Annotated in this window: 16 protein-coding genes; 1 reads left to right on the top strand and 15 read right to left on the bottom strand. The window is 61.3% G+C overall.

The window, feature by feature from the left end:
* From GIW28_RS09475 to GIW28_RS09535, 13 genes are all read right to left on the bottom strand, one after another.
* A partial coding sequence (locus GIW28_RS09475) for an EAL domain-containing response regulator (protein ID WP_236490392.1) occupies window positions 1–1,155 on the bottom strand: 1,155 nt, incomplete at its 3' end.
* A 159-nt stretch (window positions 1,156–1,314) separates the two neighbouring features.
* On the bottom strand, window positions 1,315–3,465 hold the full coding sequence (locus GIW28_RS09480; RefSeq protein WP_017138713.1) for a phosphocholine-specific phospholipase C: 2,151 nt from the start codon (window positions 3,463–3,465) through the stop codon (window positions 1,315–1,317).
* A 358-nt stretch (window positions 3,466–3,823) separates the two neighbouring features.
* The gene (locus tag GIW28_RS09485) at window positions 3,824–4,246 is read right to left on the bottom strand and encodes a RidA family protein (RefSeq protein WP_169988555.1); all 423 of its coding nucleotides are present in this window, start codon (window positions 4,244–4,246) and stop codon (window positions 3,824–3,826) included.
* Window positions 4,247–4,257: 11 nt separating this feature from the next.
* Entirely contained in the window at window positions 4,258–5,841 is a 1,584-nt protein-coding gene (locus GIW28_RS09490) for a flavin monoamine oxidase family protein (RefSeq protein WP_236458916.1), read from the bottom strand.
* A gap of 10 nt (window positions 5,842–5,851) precedes the next feature.
* Window positions 5,852–6,775: an ABC transporter substrate-binding protein gene (locus tag GIW28_RS09495; protein ID WP_056861290.1), complete on the bottom strand. Its 924-nt coding sequence runs from the start codon at window positions 6,773–6,775 to the stop codon at window positions 5,852–5,854.
* 18 nt (window positions 6,776–6,793) lie between these two features.
* The gene (locus GIW28_RS09500) at window positions 6,794–7,567 is read right to left on the bottom strand and encodes an amino acid ABC transporter ATP-binding protein (protein WP_017138708.1); all 774 of its coding nucleotides are present in this window, start codon (window positions 7,565–7,567) and stop codon (window positions 6,794–6,796) included.
* A complete protein-coding gene (locus GIW28_RS09505) occupies window positions 7,560–8,525 on the bottom strand; it encodes an amino acid ABC transporter permease (protein WP_236447928.1) in 966 nt (321 codons plus the stop codon). Before GIW28_RS09505 ends, GIW28_RS09500 begins: the two co-directional genes overlap by 8 nt.
* A gap of 25 nt (window positions 8,526–8,550) precedes the next feature.
* Window positions 8,551–10,944, bottom strand: a complete 2,394-nt coding sequence (locus GIW28_RS09510) for a TonB-dependent receptor plug domain-containing protein (protein ID WP_236447929.1) — start codon at window positions 10,942–10,944, stop codon at window positions 8,551–8,553.
* A gap of 496 nt (window positions 10,945–11,440) precedes the next feature.
* A complete protein-coding gene (fecE, locus tag GIW28_RS09515; protein WP_236458917.1) occupies window positions 11,441–12,232 on the bottom strand; it encodes a Fe(3+) dicitrate ABC transporter ATP-binding protein FecE in 792 nt (263 codons plus the stop codon).
* Between the two features lie 4 nt (window positions 12,233–12,236).
* Entirely contained in the window at window positions 12,237–13,205 is a 969-nt protein-coding gene (locus tag GIW28_RS09520; RefSeq protein WP_236446534.1) for an iron chelate uptake ABC transporter family permease subunit, read from the bottom strand.
* Complete coding sequence (fecC, locus tag GIW28_RS09525) at window positions 13,202–14,191, bottom strand: iron-dicitrate ABC transporter permease FecC (protein ID WP_236446535.1); 990 nt, start codon at window positions 14,189–14,191, stop codon at window positions 13,202–13,204. Before fecC ends, GIW28_RS09520 begins: the two co-directional genes overlap by 4 nt.
* A gap of 2 nt (window positions 14,192–14,193) precedes the next feature.
* Window positions 14,194–15,108 (bottom strand): Fe(3+) dicitrate ABC transporter substrate-binding protein FecB, encoded by a 915-nt coding sequence (locus tag GIW28_RS09530; RefSeq protein WP_370589443.1) that lies wholly within the window; start codon window positions 15,106–15,108, stop codon window positions 14,194–14,196.
* Between the two features lie 266 nt (window positions 15,109–15,374).
* A complete protein-coding gene (locus GIW28_RS09535; protein ID WP_236446536.1) occupies window positions 15,375–17,780 on the bottom strand; it encodes a TonB-dependent receptor in 2,406 nt (801 codons plus the stop codon).
* Window positions 17,781–17,947: 167 nt separating this feature from the next.
* On the opposite strand from GIW28_RS09535, the gene GIW28_RS09540 reads away from it, so the two are divergent.
* Window positions 17,948–18,577 (top strand): CatB-related O-acetyltransferase, encoded by a 630-nt coding sequence (locus tag GIW28_RS09540; protein ID WP_236446538.1) that lies wholly within the window; start codon window positions 17,948–17,950, stop codon window positions 18,575–18,577.
* A 5-nt stretch (window positions 18,578–18,582) separates the two neighbouring features.
* Here GIW28_RS09540 and GIW28_RS09545 read toward each other — a convergent pair whose 3' ends face one another.
* Window positions 18,583–19,224: a glycoside hydrolase family 25 protein gene (locus GIW28_RS09545; protein WP_236446540.1), complete on the bottom strand. Its 642-nt coding sequence runs from the start codon at window positions 19,222–19,224 to the stop codon at window positions 18,583–18,585.
* Window positions 19,225–20,829: 1,605 nt separating this feature from the next.
* Window positions 20,830–21,699 carry a reverse transcriptase domain-containing protein gene (locus GIW28_RS09550; RefSeq protein WP_236446542.1) on the bottom strand — a complete coding sequence of 290 codons (870 nt, stop codon included), beginning with the start codon at window positions 21,697–21,699 and terminating at the stop codon, window positions 20,830–20,832.
* Between the last annotated feature and the right edge of the window lie 19 nt (window positions 21,700–21,718).

The following is a 21,718-nucleotide window of genomic DNA, read 5'->3' on the forward strand; positions in this document are numbered from 1 at the left end:
CTGCTCGCCACTCATCGCCGGCGCATACACATACCCCTGGCCCACCCTGCAGCCCATCGCCAGCAATTGCCGCTGCTGCTCCTGGGTTTCGATACCTTCCACCACCACGCTCATGCCCAGGCTATCGCCCAGCGCCAGGGTGCTGTGGATCACCGCGCAGCAGCGTGGGTCGGCGGTCATGCCGCGCACAAACTCGGCATCCAGCTTGATCTCGTTGAACGGCAGCTGACACAGCCGTTGCAAGGATGAAAACCCGGCGCCGAAGTCATCCAGGGACAGGTTGCAACCGAGCATGCGCAAACGCATCAGGCACGCCAGGCTGCTCGCCGAGGCTTCCAGCATGCCGCTTTCGGTCAGCTCGAAAGTCACGCTGGAGCGCGGTGCCTTGAACGGCGCCATGACGTCTTTGATCTTCAAACTCAACCCGCCCTGAGCCAGCTGCTGAGCGTGCAGTTTGAACGCCAGGTTCAAGGTCATGCCTCTTGCCCTGACGTGTTGTTGCAGGGTCAAGGCCTGGTGCATCTGTGCAAACAGCAATGGGTCGAGCAGCCCGCAACGCTCCAGCACCGGCATGAAGGCCATTGCCGGTAACAAACCGTAAAGCGGGTGCTGCCAGCGGCTCAACACTTCCACGCCGATCATCCCGTTGGTCCACAGGCTGAATTTGGGCTGGTAGTACGCGTGCAGCTGGCCGGCAGCTAATGCGTCGCATACTTGCGCCTGAGTAAACAATGGCAACGCAGGTGAAACCGCAGGCACGATCCCCCCAACAGGCTGATGACGATGCAATACCTCTTCGAGCTGATTGAGGGTCGCCAGCTTTTCGACATGGCCAAGCAAACACACGCCGAGCAGGCTGGTGAACTGTTGCAGGGCTTGGCTGATCCCGGTCGGCTGATGGCCGCTGACAATCACGCCATGCAGCCACCCTCGTTGCGCGGCATGTTGCAAAAACTCCAGCCCATCCATGCCGGACATGGACAAGTCGCACAGTACGACATCCACCCCGTGAACGCTTTCCAGGAGGGCCAAGGCTTCAATGGCATGCGTCGCCTCGATCACCGCATGCCCCAACCGTTTGAACCGGCTCACGACGACGGCGCGCTGAGAGGCGTGCTCCTCAAGGATCAGGACGCGTAAAGGCTGGCTCGTCATTGGCGTGGGCTCGTGGGTGGTGGACCCAACGATTGTCTAAAACTGCCCGGAAAAAGCGCGGATGTTTAATCCTTTATGAACGTAGGATATTTCTCAAAATACTAACTCCCGGCCAAAGGCAGCGGATCGGTTCAACGCTATCCGCCGCCTCAGGGTTTGCTACACCGGCTTGCCCATCAACGGGTCACTGATGCTATGCGCCCCCGTCTCAACCCGCCCCGCCACCCGGCGCACCCAGCCATGCTCATTACGCACGGTGAAGTCATACCAGCCACCGCTCGGCTGACGGGAGAATGTGCGTTGCTGCGAGCTGTGGCCAGCAATCTCCAGCAGCCATGGGCCTTGATGGGTGTAAGGGCAGCGCTTGATCGTCACCGAGGCTGGATGCTTGCTGGGGTTGATCACCGTCAGTTGAACGCTATCGCCTTGATAAGCCACTGACAGTTGCGGTTCGCGGCGTTGCAGATCACCCTTGAATGATCGGTGAAAGCCGTTCGGCCCCAATAGCCACAGGTCATAGCCGCCAGCCACTGGCCAGGTATCACTGAGGTGCTGTTCGGCGCCAACGGTGTAGCGCCGTGGGATGTCTTCCAGGTGCAGTCGGTCGTAGACGTGGAAGACCGCGCCCTGTTCGCCATGGTTGAAGAAGTTCAACGTCAGCTCACCGGCGCGACGATCAACGTCACCTTCGACGTTCAACTGGTATGGCAACGCACGGGATGGTCGAGCCATGCGTGCCTGATGCGGCGCCTGTTGCCGGCCCTCTGCAGGCACCACAACCTGGGCCAGTTGTTCCTGGCGCTGGCGCAGCAAGTCCGCCGCCCGGCGGGTGGTTTCATGCAGTGGCGGCAACAACTCGGTGTTGGGGTTGACGAAGTTGAACGCCGAGGTGAGGTCGCCGCATACGGCGCGGCGCCAGGCGCTGATATTGGGCTCGCGCACCTGGAAGCGCTTCTCCAGAAATTGCAGCACCGAGGTGTGATCGAACGCCTGGGAGTTGACCCAACCGCCGCGGCTCCAGGGCGACAGCACCAGCATCGGCACCCGTGGGCCAGGGCCGTAAACACCACCGTCAGGCGCAGGCTGTTGCGTGGTGCCGGGCGGCGCCGGGTGCGTGAAGATTTCGCTGTCGAACTTGACCGTGGATTTGCCTGCAAAGCTGCCATCGGCACGCTTGGACGGGGCTGACGGTGAAGGGACGTGGTCGAAGAAACCGTCGTTTTCATCGTAGTTGACCAGCAATACAGTCTTGCTCCACACCTGCGGGTTTTCAGTCAGCGACTTGAGAATCTCCTGGGTGAACCAGCCACCCTGCACCGGGCTGGAAGGCCCAGGATGTTCGGAGTAATTGGCCGGGGCGACCAGCCAGCTCACCTGAGGCAAGCGGCCGTTTTTTATGTCATCGCGAAAGCCCTGGATGATCGCTTCCAGGTCACTGCCGTTTGCCGATGGCAGTGTGTTGCCGTTGCCTTTGTACAACGGCACACGGGCGTTGAGTTGATCGCTGTAGGGCACAAAGGCCTTGAAGTCTTTCGGTGGTTCCGCCGGGTTGCCGGCCGCAACACTGGCGGCGCGGTACTGGCGAAAACCAGCCAGCGGGTTGTCGCCAAAGTTATCCGGCAAGAACTGGTAGACCTTCCAACTCACGCCCGCCTCTTCCAGGCGCTCAGGGTAGGTTTTCCAGGTGTAACCCACGCTCACTGCGCCAGGGCCGTCCCATTCATTGACCACCGCAGCCACATTGGCGCCGGTCGGGCCGTTGGTGCCGGTCCAATGGAACAGCCGGTTCGGGTTGGTGCCGGCGTGCACCGAACAGTGGTAGGCATCGCACAGGGTAAAGGTGTTGGCCAACGCAAACTGGAACGGCAATTCCTGCTCGCGGTAATAGCCCATTGACGTGTTGGTCTTGTAGGTTGGCCAGGCATTCATGCGGCCGCTGCCCCAGGCGGCGTGTTCGTCAACCCAGGAATGTGGCGTGCCGTCGACACGCTGGGCATTGCCGCGTGAACTGTCCAAATGATAAGGCAATACGCGCCGTCCCTTGCCCTGTTGCTCCCAGACTTTGCGGCCGCCCGGCAGCGGAATGGTGAAGCGGTCGCTGAAACCACGTACGCCGGGCAAGGTGCCGAAGTAGTGGTCGAACGCGCGGTTTTCCTGCATCAGGATGACTACGTGTTCCACATCCATAATCGTGCCGGTGCGGTTGTTGGCGGGGATCGCCAGCGCCTGGCGGATGGAGTCGGGTAGCAGGGTGTAGGCGGAGCCGATGGCGGCGGCCTTCAGCAGGGTGCGGCGGGTGAGAGTTGGCATGGCACTAATCAATCCCTGGGGTGCTTGAGATAAAAACGCTCAAGACAAAGTAGAGACTGCAAGCGACAAAAAGGTGACATGCGGTTACTGACAATCCGATGATCTGTTCACGGGCCTGCCACCAATGGTGGTGAGCAGCTTGTTGTGGCTAGAGGCTTATTGTGGCAAACAGGCTTGTTGTGGCGAGCAGGCTTGCCCTGCGTTGGGCTGCGCAGCAGCCCCAGTAAAGGCACCGGGATTCTCCTGAAGGAACTCAGCGCCTGGTTTCAGGGCCGCTGCGCAGCCCAACGCAGGGCAAGCCTGCTCGCCACAACAAGCCACAGCAAGCAAGCTATCCACAACAGCGCATTCAATAGAGTCAGGCCGTTCTGGCCGCAATCGCCTCCACTTCCACCAGCGCCCCTGGCAACGGCAATGCCACCACCTGCAACGCCGTGCGCGCAGGCTTGTTCGGCTGCTCTGGCGTGGCGAAGAACTGCGTGTAACCACGCTGCAACCCGGCAAAGTCGAGCTTGCCGTCGGTCTCTTCGCCCCCCACCAGAAACACGCGCAATTGCACGATATCGCCCAGGTCCAGGTCTTGCTGCTGGAGGATCTTGCGCAGCTTGTTGAACACCGACACCGTCTGCACTTCGGTATTGCCGTAAACCCCTGGCACGTTCGGGTCGGCCAGGTCGGGCAAGGTGCCGCTGACGAAAATCAGGCTGGCGGAGGCCGGTACGGTGACGGTTTGCGAGATGGGAAAATCGCCGACGCTGGTGCGTTGAATGCTGTCGCTCATGGTGATGCTCCTCAGGAGGCGGCGAGTGCCGCAATCTGTTGTTGTTGGGTAACGCGCTCGGCCAGCTGCGCGACCACATGCCGCGCCGAGTTGGCTGCCGACTCCTGCCAGATGCCCACACCGCTTTGCACCAGGCCGTCGCCGGCGAAGTACACGCGGCCGTGGGCCTGTTCCAGCAAGGCACTGGCGTCGGCCGGGAAGTGTTCGCGTTGCAGCCATGGGCCTTCGCTGTAGGGGATCTGTTCCCAGGACACCGCCAGCGGGTGGCGCAGGTGTTTTGAATAACCCGGATGCAGCAGTTCCACGGCTTCTTTGGACGTGGCGTACTGCTGATCGAACGGCTTGGCACCAAATACGTCGGCGCCCTCCCCGGTCACGTAACCGGCCACCAGCAAACCGTCGCGGGTGTTGAGGTCGTTGCTGGGGTACCACAGCAGGCGCGCCGGGTGTTCGATCCACGACAAGCCGCCGTAGGTGCGATAGTCGGTTTCCCAGAAGCGCGGCGATTGCCAGGCCACTTTGGTCGCCTGATCACTGCGGGTGCTGAGCAAGGCGGCTTTGACCGGGTCGCTGAAGTCGGTGTCGAGTTTGGCCAACAGCGGCAACGGCAAGGTCGAGACCAGGTAATCGGCACGCACCACCTGTTCGCGGCCGCTGAGCTGGTCGTGGTAGGTCACCGCCACGCCGTCTTCAAGCTGGCGGATCTGCCGCACCTGGGCGCCGAGTTGCACGTGCTCGCGCACGCGCTGGTAGAAGGCGTCGGTGATGCGGTCCATGCCGCCGACAGGTTGGAACATGGTGGCGGAAAATTCCGGGAATTCGGTGTGCAATAACGCGCCCCACAACTCCGGATGCAGCAGCCGGTCCAGCGCCAGCGGGCTGCGGCTGGCGGGCAGTGCGCCGGGGTGGGCAGGCGACTCCAGGTGACCGGAGCGCAAGCTGCCTTCAAAGGCCAGTTCCTGCGACAGATCGCCATACACCTGCAAAAACGCCAGCAAGCGCGTGCGCTCTTCACTGCTCAACACATCATCGAGGGCATCGCGCTGCACGGCTTTGGCCAGCAAGCCGGACAAATGCCCGCGCGTGTCATTGATCGCCTGGCCGACGGTGAACGCCGGCTGTTGCAGGTCGGGCCGCACCTGGGCGCCGTGGCTGCTGTTGACCAGCACTTCCAGCGGCACACCCAGCTCGCTGCAATAGTCGAGAAGCGTGCGGTGCTGGCTCGGAATCCTGGCGGGACCGGCGTTGAAATACAGGCCGTTATCAAACGCTACGGTTTGCGTGCGGCCGTCCTTATAGTCCACGCGGTCACCATTGCGCAGGGTCCAGGTGCGCCCGCCCACGCGGTTGCGGGCCTCCAGTATTTGCACGCTGAACCCGGCGCGGCTAAGTTCCAGGGCCGTCACCAACCCGGCAATCCCGGCGCCCAGCACCAGCGCACGAGTGCCCTGCCCCAGGCCCGCGTTGAGTTTCAGCGGTTGCGGGCGGCGATGTGACGACGGCCCCAAACCCAATACCGCCAATGCATCCTTGACGGCCTTTTCGCCGCCTACAGCGGCGATGCTCGACAGCGCTTCACGGCGTGTCAGTCCCATGTCGATGCTCCTAGTCCGGCAGGCCCGGTGGGTTGATCAGCGAGGTGTCGACGCGCTCGATGTCCAGGCCCCAGCGTTGCAGCACCTGTTCGTATTGGCCGCCGGCAATCGCGCCTTGCAGGGCGGTGTGAATCGGCTGGATCAGGCCGTTGTCCTTGCGGGTGGTCACGGCGATATCGGCCTTCAACGGCCAGCCGCCATTCACCGTGCCCACCAACTTGATGCCACCGGTGACCGCCGCCGAATAGGCATACACCGAGTTGGGCCCGAACAGCGCATCGCTGCGCCCCGATTGCACCGCCAGTTGCGCGGCGGCCTGGTCGTCGATGTATTGCAGGAGCGCAGGCTTGATACCGGCTTTTTCATTGGCCTCGTTCCACGCCAGCAGCACCTTCTCCTGGTTGGTGCCGGAGCCGACGATGATCTTCAGCCCGGCAATGTCGGCGGCCTGTTTGATCTCGGTGATTTTGTTGGTGCTCTTGACGTAAAAGCCGAGCACATCCTGGCGATAGGTGGCGAAGTCAAAACGCTTCTTGCGCGCCTCGGTCACGGTGACGTTGCTGATCACCGCGTCGTACTTGCCGGAACTGACGCCCAGCGGCCAATCCTCCCAACTGGTCTGCACCACATTGAGTTGCAGGCCGAGGCTGTCGGCCACCAACTGCGCGGTGTCGGCTTCGCTGCCAATGGTGGTCTTGTCGTCATTGGCCAACAGCGCCAGCGGCGGCCCGGCCACGCCGGACACGGCCACGGTGAATTTGCCGGGCTGGGCGAACTTGAAGCCCGGCGGGATCTGCGCAATCGCCGCTTCATTGCGCGGTACATGGATACGCACGCGGTCGGGGCTGAAATCCACCTGTTGCACGGCGAACGCGGTTTGCGCAGCACCGACGGCAAGCGTCAGCAAGGCCACGCGGGCAGTATTGATGAACATGGGCAGTCACTCCTTGAACTAAAGCACCTTGCCCAGAAAGGCCACGGTGCGGGGATGTCGGGGTTGGCGAAACATCTGTTCGGGCGGGCCCTCTTCGATCAGTTGGCCGTCACACAGGAACACCACGTGGTCGGCCACTTCGCGGGCAAACCCGATTTCGTGGGTGACGATCACCAGGGTCACACCCAGTTGGGTCAGGCCTTTGATCACGTCGAGCACTTCGCCCACCAGCTCCGGGTCGAGGGCTGAGGTGGGTTCATCGAACAGCAGCACTTTGGGATCCAGCGCCAGGGCGCGGGCGATAGCCACGCGCTGTTGCTGGCCGCCGGAGAGCTGCCGTGGGTAGGCATCGACTTTGTCGGCCAGGCCGACCTTGGCCAGCAGCTCGCAGGCCTTGGCCTGCGCCCCGGCCTTGCTCCAGCGCTTGTGGGCCAGCGGTGCTTCGGCGACGTTTTCCCAGGCGGTGAGGTGCGGGAACAGGTTGAAGTTCTGGAACACAAAACCCACGTCGATGCGGCGCTTGAGAATCTCGCGTTCTTTCAATTCGTAGAGCAGGTCACCCTTGCGCCGATAGCCGACGTATTCACCGTCGATGGTGATGTGCCCGCTGTCGATTTTTTCCAGGTGGTTGATGGTGCGCAGCAAGGTGGATTTGCCCGAGCCGGACGGCCCGAGAATCACCGTGACCTTGCCTGGGTCGATGGTCAGGTCGATGTCTTTCAACACCTGCTGGTTGCCAAAGCGCTTGCCCACGCCCTGGATCTGAATGCGCCCGGCGCGTGCTTCAGCCATGGGTTTTCTCCTTGAGCCAGCCGCGCAGGCGTTGCAGCGGTGTGGGCGGCAGTACCCGCGCCGTACCATGCGCAAAGTGGCGCTCGACGTAGTACTGGGCGCTGGTCAGCACCGTGGTGATGATCAGGTACCACACGGTCGCCACCACCAGCAGCGGGATCACCGCCTGGGTGCGGTTGTAGATGACCTGCACGGTGTAGAACAGCTCCGGCAAGGCCAGCACGTAGACGATGGACGTGCCCTTGACCAGGCCGATGATTTCGTTGAAACCCGACGGCAAAATCGAGCGCAGCGCCTGGGGCAGGATGATGCGAAAAATCCGTCGCGAAGCCGGCAAACCGAGGGCCGCCGCCGCTTCATGCTGGCCGGCATCCACGCCAATCAAACCGCCACGAATGATCTCCGCCGCATAGGCTGCCTGCATCAAGCTCAGGCCCAACACCGCCACGGTGAATTGGCTGAGCACATCCACGGTCGACCACTCGGCGAACACCACGCTGGTGAACGGCACGCCGAGCACGATGTGGTCATACAGGTAGGCAAAGTTGTAGAGGATGATCAGCACCAGCAGCGCCGGCATCGAGCGGAAAAACCAGATATAGCCCCAGGCCAACGCCGCCAGCAATGGCGAGCCCGACAGCCGTGCCAGCGCCAATGCAGTGCCGAAGAGGATGCTGAACACGGTACTGAGCAGCGTCAGCAACAGTGTCTGGCCGAGGCCACGCAGCACCGAGACAGAAAAGAACCACTGGCCGAACACGCCCCACTCCCAACGCGGGTTGGTGGCCAGTGAATGCACGATAGCGAGCAGCACCAGCGCAGCGAAGATCGACCCGGCCCAGCGCCACGGGTGGCGGGCGGGAACCACTTGCAGGGCCTTGATCGGCGTTGCAACGCGGCGCTGGCGAACCGGGCTGACGTCTTCGATCAGGTCATAGGATTTGGCGACAATGGGCATGTTCTATTCCTCGCGGGTTGCGGCCTTAGAAGGCGTAAGTCAGCCGGGTGTAGTAGTACCCGCCGGTAAAACCGTAGGGCGAATAAGTGCCGTAGCTGGCGAGCATGGTGCTGCTCGGCACGCCTTGTTTCTTGGGGTAAAGGTCGAACAGGTTCTTGGCGCCGACGGCGATGTTGAGGGCTTTGGTGAGGTTGTAGCCAAGGTCGAGGTCAGTGATCCAGCGGGCGCTGTAAACCCGGTCCAGGTCGCGATTGGCCGAGGAATTGACCTCTTTGTAGGCGCCGTAGCGGGTCAGGGCCAGGTTGAGGTTGAAGCGGTCGATGCTCCAGTCGCCGCCGAGGATGAGTTTGGTCTTGGGCTGCACATCGGTGATCAGGCCACGGGCCTGGCGGTCCATCAGGTCATAGGGCGTGCCGAGGATGTCGGTGGAGGCCTTGTAGTTGAGGATCTTGGTCTGGTTCCAGTTGAACGCGGCGGTCCACTTCAAGGCGCCGAACTGGCCGAGGTCCTGGTTGTAGTTGCTGACCAGATCCACGCCCTTGGTGCGGGTGTCGGCGCCGTTGATAAAGTACTGGCCGCCGGAGGTGGAGTTGATGCCGTTGCTTTGCAGTACCTGAGTGACTTCGGGGCCGAGCAAGGTGCCGGTCAGGGTGATGCGGTCGCGCAGGTTGATCACGTAGGCGTCGGCGGTGAAGTTCAGGCGGTCGGTGGGCGTAAGGGTGAAACCCAGGCTGAAGTTGGTCGAGCGCTCGGGCTTCAACTCTTGGGCGCCGAGGGCCTTGGCCGCCGCCGAACCCACCGGCAATACGCCGTAGTTGATCGACTGATACACGCCGTCGACCACGCCATAAGTGGTGGAGCGCGCACTGAACAGGCTATTGGCCAGGGACGGCGCGCGAAAGCCGTTACTGACGGTGGCGCGCACGGCAAATTGCGGGGTGAAATCGTAGCGTGTGGTCAGCTTGCCGCTGCGGGTGGCGCCGACGCCTTCGTTGTAATGCTCGTAGCGAAAGGCGGTGCCGATGTACCAGTCCGGCAGCGGGTTGAAGCCCACATCGACATAGCTGGCGAGGCTGTTGCGCGAGGCGCTGCTTTCTTCATCCGGCGAAATGCCGTTGGTGACCTGCGCCCCGGATGACGCGCAGTTGCCGGGCGCCACGCAGTAGCCGCCATTGGCATAAGACGCGTAGTCACCCGCCTGCACCTCATAGGTGTCGCGCCGATGTTCGAAGCCGTAGGACAGGTCCAACGGTTTTTGCAGGCCGACATCAAAGCCGCGCTTGAAGTCGAGGTTGGTGGTCAGCTCGGTGGAAATCCAGGTGCCGGAGGTGAAGCTGTTGGGCGTGTACTCGCCCAGCGACGGGTTCTGGTTGTGGGTGGTGCCCTGCTCCGCCTCGTTGCGCCCGTAGGTGGTGGACACGTCCCAGTCCCACGCGCCGACGGTGCCTTTGCCGCCGAACGCGGCCTGGAAATCGTCCTCGTCGATGTACCAGGTCGGCGTGTACCCGGCCGGGTAGCCATTCGGCCCGGTGGTGATGGTATTGGTGATGGTCGGCAGGCGGTAGTTCTGCCCCTGCTCGGCCTTGCGCCGCGAGTAGGTGGTGAAGGAATACAGGCTGAGGCTGTCATCAATCGGCAGCTCGGCGTTGTAGCCCAGGGTCAGCAGGTTGGTCTTGGGCGTGCCGTAACCGCCGTAGGTCGATCTGCCGGCCTGGTTGTAGGCTTGCTCATAGGTGTAGCCGTTGGCGCTGGCTTTGTTGTCGTCATTCTGGCTGCGGGCATCCAGGGCCAATTGCACGACGCCGCCGTTGCCGATTTCAAAACCCTTGTTGAGGCTTTGTTGCACGGTTTGCTTCTTGCCGTCGTAGCCCTGACCGACGTTGGTGACGGCGGTGCCGCTGGTATCAGCCTTGAGGATCACATTGATGACCCCGGCGATGGCATCCGAGCCGTACTGGGCGGCGGCGCCGTCGCGCAGCACTTCCACATGGTCGATGGCACTGATGGGGATCAAATCCAGGTCAGCCGGCGCCGCGCCGGTGTTGATGCCATTGATGTTCAGCGTGGCGCTGGTGTGACGACGTTTGCCGTTGACCAGCACCAGCACTTCGGCAGCGCTCAAGCCGCGCAGGTTGGGGGCACGGGCAATGCCGCTGGCGTCCCAGCCGGTTTTTTCCGGCAGGGTCAGCGACGGGATCACCGCGCTCAAGGCTTCCATCAAGCCAGGCTTACCGGTGCTTTGCAGTTGCCTGGCGCTGACCACATCGATCGGCACCGGGCTGCTGGTGACGGTGCGCTGCTCGGCGCCACGGTTACCGGTGACCACCACGGTGGACAGGGTGCTGTCGTCCTGGGCGGATGCAGTGCCGGCCAACAGGGCCAGCGTGAGTGCGGCGGTGGGGGGTAAAACTTGCTTCATGACCACTCCAGGCTTTCCGAATCGCGAAGTCGGGCAGTCGCGCGGGCGGGCGCGGTGCTCGTTTTTCAGGGTGCAGCTGCGATGGGGAACTAGGTGTGGAGTGAGCGAGGGTTTTGAATCGGCGACATACGTTGAACTCCCTTCCAACGATTCTGCCGCGGGGTCTTTACCCGGTTATGGCGCGCAGAATCTGAATCACGCTGGGTACCATCCGAGGTCAGGGGTAGGCTGTTGCGATCAAACATAACGGAATGGATTTTAAAAATATAATGCTATTTGGGCATAAGCTAATATTCCCTACTTTCATTATTAGCGAATAACTTTATTCATATAAATAATGTTTTCCTGCTGATCGTTCCCACCCTCTGCGTGGGAATGCCTCATGGGACGCTCCGCGTCCCGCCCTGCAACCGGCAACCTTGTGACGCGGAGCGTCACGGGCTGCATTCCCACGCGGAGCGTGGGAACGAGCATTAGTGCGTGAGAGCGAACAGGGTCAGGTGTGGGTGCGAGTGCTTTTTTCCACCAGGCACATTGGCGTGCCGGCAACCGGCTCCTGCAGGATCTGCACTTGCACGTCGAACACCTGGCGCATCAGCTCGGCACTGATCACCTGGGCGGGGGCGCCATCGGCGACCAGCTTGCCGGCGTGCATCACCGCCAGGTGATCGGCGTAGCGGCAGGCCTGGTTGATATCGTGCAGTACGGTGATCACGGTTTTGCCCTCGGCGGCCAGTTCGCCCATCAGGTCGAGCAGTTCGACCTGATGGCTGATGTCGAGGTAAGTGGTGGGCTCGTCGAGCAACACCACTGGCGCATTCTGTGCCAGCACCATGGCCAGCCAGGCGCGCTGGCGCTGGCCGCCGGACAAATCCGCCAACGCGCGGTCGCCCAGGCTGTCCAGCTCCAGGCGCTGCATGGCCTGGGTCACCTGGGCTTGATCGTTGCCGCTCAGGCGCCCCCACAACGAGTTATGCGGGCTGCGGCCGTAGGCGACCAACTGGCGCACGCTGACACCTTCCGGCACCGGCAATACCTGCGGTAAAAATGCGATCTGCCGCGCCAGTTGCCGAGCGGACAGGCTGGCGTAGGCGTGGCCATCCAGGGTCAACTCGCCCTGGGTCGGCTTGAGGATGCGCGCAAACGCCTTGAGCAAGGTGGACTTGCCACAGCCGTTGGGGCCGATCAGCGCGGTGACGCGACCTGTCGGCGGTGCGAACGAAAGGCCCTGCACGATACGCGTGGCGCCGTAGCCGATATCGAGTTGGTGGGCCTGCAAAATACTCATGTCATCAACCCTTGAACCGTGCCAGCAACCAAAGAAAATACGGCGCACCAATCACCGCCGTAAGCACGCCCGCCGGGATTTCGCTGGGCGCGATCAACGTGCGTCCAAGCGTGTCGGCCAGCACCAGCAATAACGCGCCAATCAGCATCGCAGCCGGCAGCAGGTACTGGTGATGCCCACCCACCAGGCGCCGCGCCATGTGCGGTGCGACCAGGCCGATAAAACCAATCGGCCCGATCACGCCGACACCCAGGCTGGTGAGCACCACCGCGCAGGCCATCGCCCACCAACGGGTACGGCCAAGCGCAGTGCCCAGGCTGTGGGCGGCCTCATCGCCGAGAGCAATGAGGTTCAGGGGTTTAGCCAGGCACAGGCCCAACGGGATCAACAGCAGAAACGGCAACACCAGCGCCACATGGTGCCAATTACGGCTCCACAAACTGCCCGTCAGCGCGAGCAACGCGGTGTTGATATCCAACGGATGGGACAGGATCAAAAACTCGGTGACGCTGGACAAGGTCACCGCAATCGCCACCCCCGACAGCGCAAAACGCACCCCGGAAAAACTCACGCCGGTGTTGTACAGCGCCAGCAGCAAGGCCCCACCGGCGCCGCCCAGGCAGGCCACCAGTGGCAGCCAGGCAATCGGCAGGTGTGGCCAGCTGATGATCGCCACGGTCAGCGCCAGCCCGGCACCCTGGGTCACGCCGAGAATTTCCGGCGAGGCCAGCGGGTTGCGGATCACGCCCTGCACAATCGCGCCGGCCAGGCCGAAGGCGCAGCCAGCCAGAATGGCGATCAGGCTGCGTGGCAGGCGGTGGTTCCACACTTCAAAATCGAGGGCGTCGTGGGCCAGCAGGCGCTCCAGCACGGTGGCAGGTTTGAGCCACACCGTACCGGAGCTGAGGCTCGCCAGCAACGCCACCAGCAGCAAGCCCAGCAGCAGCCATAAACGTAAGCGTGGCCGAATCATAGGGTGCGCCTGGCAAGAAACAGGAAGAACGGTGCGCCGATCAACGCAGTGACCACGCCCGCCGGGGTTTCCACTGGAAAGGCCACCGCGCGACTGAGCAAGTCGGCGCCCAGCACGATCACCGCGCCCAACGCCGCGCTGAGCGGCATCAGCCATCGGTAGTCGTTACCGAGAAACTGGCGAATGATATTCGGCGCGATCAGCCCGACAAAGCCAATGGGGCCGACCGCGCAGACGCTGGCACCCACCAGCAGCAAGCTGGCGACAAACACCTGCAAGCGCAGGCTGGCGATACCGACGCCCAACGAGCGCGCGGCGTCTTCGCCGAGGTTAATCAGGTTCAGGCGCGGCGCACACCACAGCGCCCACACGCCGCCGATCAGCGTGCACGGCCAGAGCAGTTGCACCTGGGCCGCTCCCACATTGGCCAGCGACCCGGCCAGCCAGTTCAGCACGCTTTGGGCCTGGGCCTCGACCAGAATCACCGTGAGCCGGGTCAAGGCCGCGCACAACGCAGCAACCGCCACACCGGCCAACACCAGCCGACCTTGCGCGGTGGTCGGCGACCACGCGCCGCCGAGGCTGAACACCGTGACCCAGGCCAGCGCGCCGCCCAGGCAGGTCATCAACAGGGCGCCCCCGGTAAAGGGCGGCGCGACCAAACCGGTGGAAAACAAGGCCAATCCCAATGCCGCGCCGGCCGTCACGCCGAACAACGACGGCGATGCCAGGCGGTTGCGGGTGATGCCTTGCATCAATGCACCGGCCAGGCCCAGGCAGGCACCGACCAACGCCGCGCACAACGCACGCGGCACGCGCAGCTGCGCCACGATATAGGCCATATTGCCGCCTACGCTGCCCTGATGAACCAGGCCGTTCCAGGCATCCGTCGCAGTGATGGTGAACGGCGACCAGCTGTACAGCGAGTACCAGAACAACACGGCACCCAGCAGCACAATGCCTGCCGCCGCGAAACTGCGCTGCACGGTTATTGGCTCAATACGGCTTTGCCGCCCTTGAGAATCGCCAGGGTGTCTTCAGCGATTTGCTCCGACGCCAATACACCTCGGTTACGCGCCCAACTGTCGCCATCGACCTCGGCCACCTGATGATTACGCACCGCGCCGAGCACTTGCCACAACGGCTGCTTGCTCCAGGTGTCGACGATACTTGGGCGACGATAGTGACCAACCAGCAACCAGCCAGGGTCAAGCGCGAGCAATTGTTCCAGGCTGACAAACTCAGTCGGCGCAGCCTTGGCGCGTACCAAAGGCACTTTCAGGCCGATGGCTTGCAGCACGCTGCCGGCGTAGGAGTCAGGCCCGTGTACGGAAAAGCTGTCTTCACGGGCAACCCCGAACAACACGCTGGCACCTGCCGGAATCTGCTTGGCAATGGCCTGCAAGTGCTCACGGTTCTGGGCGATACGCGCGTGCATCTGCGCGCTTTTGCCCAGGGCCGTGCCGATCAGTTCGGCGGATTTGAGGCTGCCTTCGTAATCTTCCCCACGTGATGGCAGCAACAAGGTCGGCGCGATGCTCGCCAAGTCGCTGTACAACGCCTGATGACGATTGAGGTCGGCGACGATCAAGTCCGGCTTGAGCCGGGCGATTTCTTCGATGCTCGGTTGCGAACGCAAGCCCACGGACTTCCATTGGCCGATGGCCTGGCGCACACGCGGCAAGACGCGGTTGGCATCGCCATCGTCCGCAGCACCGACCGGCGTGACGTCAACGGCGGCGAGGCTGTCGAGAAAGGAGAACTCCAGCACCACCACGCGCTTGGGCGCATCCGGCAGGTGCACCGCGTGCTGGCCGTCATTAAGGTCGATGGGCGCGGCGTTCAATACGCTGGAAGACAACGCCAGGAGGCAGGCGGCAAGGGTCGGGATGGAGCGCAACATTCGCATGACAAAGACCTCGGCGTTAAAACACCCCGGCTGGACGGGCCGGGGAAAACGGCGGGTACTATTCCATATTGAGGCGATGCAATCAAAAAACATTCTTATTAACGCAGCGATTTTAGGGTGTGGTCTGGCTTGTGTGGGAGCTGGCTTGCCTGCGATAGCATCGACCGGGTCTTACTGACAGACCGAGGTGTCTGTATCGCAGGCAAGCCAGCTCCCACATTGGCCCTCCAACATTGGCCTTCCCCACATAATCCCTGCGTTTAGAAGTCGACGGTGGCCGACAGCAAATAGGTGCGCGGCGTGGACAGGGTCAGGCCCGGCTCACTGTCATCCGAAGCACCGGCCGAACTCCAATAGCGTTTATCGGCGACGTTCTCGACATTCGCCCGCAAGGTGATGTGCTTATCGTCGACCTTGAAGGCATAGCGCGCACCAACGTCAAGGCGGGTCCACGCGTCGATTTCCTTGACGTTGGACTGGTCCAGGTATTGGGAGCTTGAGTAGATACCCCGGCTGGTCAGGGTCAGGCCTTCCACCGTCGGCACATCCCATTCGGCGCCCAGGTTGACGTTGTACTTGGGCGTGGCCGGGGCGCGGTTGCCGTCGAAAGTACCGTTGGTGGTGTGGGTCAGTTCGCTGTCGATAACCATCACACCACCCAGCAGCCGTACGCCCTTGAGCGGCTCGCCGAACACGCTCAGCTCCACGCCGTCGTTCTGGCGTTTGCCATTGGGGCCGAACACCCGCGTAGTGGCGTTGGTTTCGTAGGCCGGCTGCTTGATACGGAACACCGCTGCCGTCACGGCAAACGCGCCGGCGTCGTATTTGGCACCCACTTCAACCTGACGGCTGACAAACGGCGGGAAGATTTCATCTTCGTTGATCGAGGTCGACGGCGCGATTTTGCCTTGGCTCAGGCCTTCCATGTAGTTGGCGTACAGCGACAGTTTGTCGGTGGCTTTAAACAGGATGCCGCCGGAGGGCGAGACCTTTTCCTCATCGTAGGCCGTAGCGCCTTTGACGTTGTTGGTCCAGTCGTCGACCTTGACCCGCTGCCAGCGCGCGCCCAATGTCAGCAATAAACGCTCGTCGAAAAAGCCCAGGGTATCGGACAGTGCCACGCCACTGAAGCGGTTCTCGGTGTAGACCTTGGAATCCAGGCGTGTTGGCCGTGAAGGGGTTGGGGTTTCTACCGGGTTGTACAGGTTGCTCGGCGCCGCCGCGTAACGGGCGCCGCCGTTTTCAAAGTCCATGTAGAAGTAGCTGGCCGCCAGGTTGATCTCATGGCTGACCGGCCCGGTATGCAACCAACTGCGCACCCCGGCGGTAGCGGTGCGCACGTTTTCATCGCGGGTGAAATCCCGTGGCAATACGCTGAAATCCCCGGCGTTGTTGGTGACGGACACCGCGTGACGCAAGAAGTCGTGGTTGCTTTTACGCGCGCCGACGCCGCCATACAGCATCACGCTGTCACTGAGGTCGAACTCGCCGTTAACCGTGCCGAAGGTGTCATCGGTACGGGCTTTGCTCCAGGGCTGTGCGTAGTTATGCCGTACGTCATTGGCACTCGGCACCCGGGCATTGGCGCCGACTTGTACACGTTCTTGCGGCGCATCGGTGTCGCGCTCGGTGTGGCCGATATCCGTGGAAAGGCGCAGGCGCTCACCGCGAAAATCCAGGCCCAGCACCGCCATTTCACGGTCGACGCTCTGGTGATCCCATTCGGTATCGCCGGACTGCTTCACGCCATTGAAACGGATGCCGAACTTGTTGTCCTCACCAAAGCGCCGCCCCACGTCCACCGCGCCACCGGCCTGGCTGCCGGACGCCCAGGTGCCGGTCAGCGAGGTAATGTCCTTGTCGGTAGCGCGCTTGGGCACCACGTTGATCCCGCCGCCCACGCTGCCGCGCGGCGAGATGCCGTTGATCAACTGGCTCGGGCCTTTGAGGATGTCGACGCGCTCGGCCATTTCCATGTCGATGGTGTACGTCGGCAGTACGCCATAGAGGCCGTTGTAGGCCACATCACTGTTGAACAGGCTGAACCCGCGAATGGTGAACTGCTCGTAGCGTCCGCCCGCCGGGTTGGTGGCGCGCACCGACGGGTCGCTGGCGACCAGGTCGCCGAGGGTACGCGCCTGTTGGTTCTTGACCGCCTCGGCGGTGTAGGTGGTCATGCTGAACGGGGTTTCCATAAAGTCCCGTGAGCCGAGCAGGCCTTGCGAGCCACGCCGCGCCACCTGGCCACCGGCATAGGTATCGCCATCGGCCAACCCAGTGGTACCGACGATGGACGTGGGTGCCAGTTGCAGGCTGCCGCTTTCCGGCACCGGCATCAGCCTGTAGGCCTGCGTGCCCATCGGTTGCAATTGCAGGCCCGAGCCCGTCAGCAACTGCGCAAAGCCCTCCTCCACGCCGTATTCACCCGACAAGCCGGCGCTGCTGCGACCGCTGACCAGCGCCGGGTCCACCGACAGGTTGACCCCGGCGAGCCCGGCGAAGCGGGTCAATGCGGCGCTCAGGCTACCGGCCGGCACCTGGTAACTGCGGCGGGCGGTGCTGTCTTCGGCATAGCTGAGCGGGACAAATAACGGGCTGGCACTGAGGCTCAGCATCAGGCTCAGGTTCAGCAACGGGCGCAAGCGCATGGGTCGGACTGCGGGCATGGGGAGAAGCTCTCGATTTTGTTCACTTGCCTGGAATGACAGGCGAGGCGCAAAAAAGGGACAGGGGTTGGCGATTTTTTTCAGCAGATAAAGCCTTCGTCTTGCATAGAGGGCAGCCATTGCTCACGATGTCGCCTGATTTCAATCTCTGCATAAAGGCTCACCGCATGAAGTTATTGCGTAAATGGCGCGAAAAAAAAGCGCGCAAGGCACTACGCGCGCTCTCCCCGCTGGAGCGCTCGACGCAAAAACTGCGCAACCGCTATCCAAACTACAGCTTTGGCATAGGCACCTACGGCGATTTGAAGGTGCACGACTGGCATGAAGGCACGACCCTGCGTGTCGGCGCCTACACCTCGATTGCCGGCAATGTGGAAGTGTATTTGGGCGGCCATCATCGCACCGACTGGCTCAGTTGCTACCCCTTCCCCGCCAAGATGAAAAGCCTCGCGCACATTACCGACTTTGGTGGCAGCAAAGGCGACGTGATCATTGGCAATGATTGCTGGATCAGCTCCCACGCGAAGATTCTGTCGGGCGTGACGATCGGCAATGGCGCAGTCGTGGCTGCGGGCGCGATTGTGACCAAGGATGTGGCGCCTTACGCCATTGTGGGCGGCAACCCGGCCAAACATATCCGCTGGCGTTTTGATGAACCGACTCGGCTGATCCTTGAGCAATCCGCCTGGTGGGACTGGCCGGAGGCTGAGGTGCGTGAGGTGGCGCATTTGCTGTGCAGTACGGATATCGGGCCGTTTGTGGAGTACCTCAGCCAGCGCGGGCGTTCGGCTGGCTGAAGCCTTCAGCGCTTGATCCAATCCAGATCCACGGCACCTTGAATGCCATCGACCTGGCCTTTGCTGCTGTGCTGCCACCAGTGCCAGCGCTTGCCGTGGCTACGCCAGGTTTCGGGCACCGTCGGCTGCTTGGCGTCCCAGTGGGCGATCCACAACGGGCACCGGCTGAAATCGTACTTGCGCCACGCCACACGGTCAGCCCAGATGCTGGGTGACGTGTAGATGTAGGGATGGGCGCCATCGAGCACCTGCGTGCTGAGCAGCATTACCAGTTCGTACAAGGCATCGGCCATCTGATCCGGGCTCGCCGTTTCGTTGCGCGAGGTTTCTACATCAATGGCCAGGATGTGCTTCCCGACCTCGAAGCTGGCCTCGCAGAGCCGCTGCCGAATATTGGCCAGTTGTTCGCCGGGGGTACTGCTCAGTGCACGAAAGTAGTGGTAAACCCCCGCAGTCAAACCGTGGGCCAGCATCCCGGCAAAGTTTGTTGCAAACCGAGGGTCAGTGTAGGTGCCCCCTTCGGTCATCTTCACAATGGCATGGGTGACACCGGCTGACGCGACGCGGCGCCAGTCGATCTCTCCTTGCCAGCGCGACACATCAATGCCACGCGCATGGGTGGTAGGGGTTTGCTGTTCACAACTCATGAGTTTCTCCAAGACGCTGGGTGCTTTATGCAACCTTTCATCTCGGATACTTTCATTCTAAAGCGCCGAAAAACCGTATAAGAGTACTGCCTGCTTAGGGATGCGCTTGGGTATGGCAGACGGTACAAGGGTGAAAAATTGGGGCGTTCCCCAAAAAACGCGCGCATGAAAAAGCCCAACCTTTTCAGATTGGGCTAAGTCATTGAAAAATATGGTCGGGACGGAGTGATTCGAACACTCGACCCCTAGCACCCCATGCATGGCCCCGTACAAACGTAAGCTATTGTAAGTTATAGAATTAGGCACTTATACACGACACCAAATAACCGCATTTCCCGTGCTTATGCAAACGATAAACCGTGGCCTGTAGCGGAGGTTTTGCGCAACATACATCGCTCACCCCCTCTACGGCGTCCTGCCGACCGAATACAAACATCAGATAGGCTACGGTTCATGATACCGTATGGGCGCGCTCGGCAAATGCAGACAGCCTCCCATTTTTATTATAAATGCCGATTCCATAGCCCAGCCGCGCCCATTTTCCATATATTGCAGATTGAAATTAGTCCAATATGTCCCTTACTCTTCGTAGCACTTCGTCGAAGGACACGACATCAGGGATGACCTCGTGGCGCAGACGAGTTACCACGAGATCTCGCAGCAGGAATGCAGAGTTATCCCGTCGTTTATAGCGGGAATTACAATACGTCAAGGAGTAGAAAGGTAGATCCCTGGTAAGTCCCTGCGGTGTTTGGCGATTTGGTCAGTTCGGCGTTAATAACGACTAAAGTGTCGGTTCCGGTTACATAGCGAACGGCCGATCCCGTGCGTGGGAATTTCAATTGCACCTCGCCCTCCCCGCCCACCGATACTCTTCCATCGTTGGGTATTGTCAATTTGGTATCGGCCTCTGAATCGCAGTGGATGATTACGTTAGCAGAATCAGTCAAGTTATCCCCGACGCGTCCTTGCATCCTTATTTCAGTGGAGGTACTTGTGCAAGATACGGGTACAGGCGCGGCACTTAAATTATAGGACGTAGTCGAGAACACGGACGTCGGTGAGCCGCATTGGAACTGCCATTTGGTTGGCGTCTGTCCATTAAACTTGGTGATGTCCAGAGTCTGGCCTATCAAGCTTCTTACGGCCGCGACACCGTCGGCAGCAGTACTGCACGGTGGTACCTGCGGTCCGTTGCATCGAGGAATCTGTCCCGCATTAGTCGCGGATCCACACGCCACGGACCTCATCCCTTGGTATACCCGGAATAAATAGTACCTAGCGCCGTTCGGGTACCCTGGCGGTCGGGTTTCGACTAGCTCCCCTTCGCTTATGATGATGTCCCGTATTGTCATGCTCCGCACCCCATTTACGGTCTTGTCGGTATAGACCAAGGTGGCGCCGATTGTAATCCCGGTCCATCCTGCACACGCTGCACACAACGCGGTACCCAGTATCATTCGTCGGTATAGGTTCATGTTTCGTCCGTTTTGATCGGTAGTTTATCCGCCGGCAACGCCTACGCGCCCCTACGCGGCAGGTGTTGGGTCTGCCCACCTTACCAGGATGACAATATGCCACTTACGCAGACGCGGAACGGATGAGTCATCCCAGCATCTGCATTGCCCAAATGTTCCACCGTGCCTCATACGCTTGCACCCGCGCGGCGGTTTCTGTCGCTGACAGTCCCCTTCGTCGGGCTTGCTCGTAAAGCCGCAACCGTTGTGCACAATGGTTTTCTAACGCGCCAGGCGCAATGGAGGTCCCCGTGGGGGTGAACCATACGCCCAACCAGTCAAAACCATGTTCAATCCTCCCCAGTTGAGTTTTGTCCGGATGCGCTTCAAAGCCACTCAGGTTAAAAAAATCATGCAGTTGTTTTACGCAGCGTCGCAGTTGCCAACGTGTGCGTGTGAGCAGCACAAAATCGTCCATGTAACGTGCATAAAAGATGCCCTCAAGAAGAGCAAAATGGCAATCCACGTGGTACAGCAGCGCGGCCCCCATCAACGGACTGAGCGCACAGCCCCGACATATCCCATGAGTAGGCGTGAAGATATCCCCGCCGTCCTCGACGCAGTAATACAGGTACTGCTCGACAAGGTCGTTGAGTACTGGGTCCTCAATGTGCCGCCGCACAAGGCTCAGCAATTGCTCCTTGCGAATATGGCGGTAATAACCCCGAATATCTGTGCGATAGACGAATGGAAATCGCCTTGAAGCTAGCGCTCGCCAAACCTCACTCACCGACTGTTTTCCCCCACCCCGCCCTTTGATATGAGCGCAGCGCTCATGCATCGGCAGCCGGTTTTCCACCTGCAGCGCAACCCATTTCAGCACCAGGGCGTCTTGAGCGCACCACTGTACCCAGCGACGGTCGTGGCATTGATGTACCTGCATCGGCTGCAGGCGATAGTTACCGCGACACACCTGTCGATACAAAGCCTCACCTTGCTGCAGCCAATGAAAGCGCAAGTGCCACACGTCCGCATTT

The sequence above is a fragment of the Pseudomonas sp. PA-5-4B genome (assembly GCF_021606215.1).
Taxonomy (GTDB): domain Bacteria; phylum Pseudomonadota; class Gammaproteobacteria; order Pseudomonadales; family Pseudomonadaceae; genus Aquipseudomonas; species Aquipseudomonas edaphica.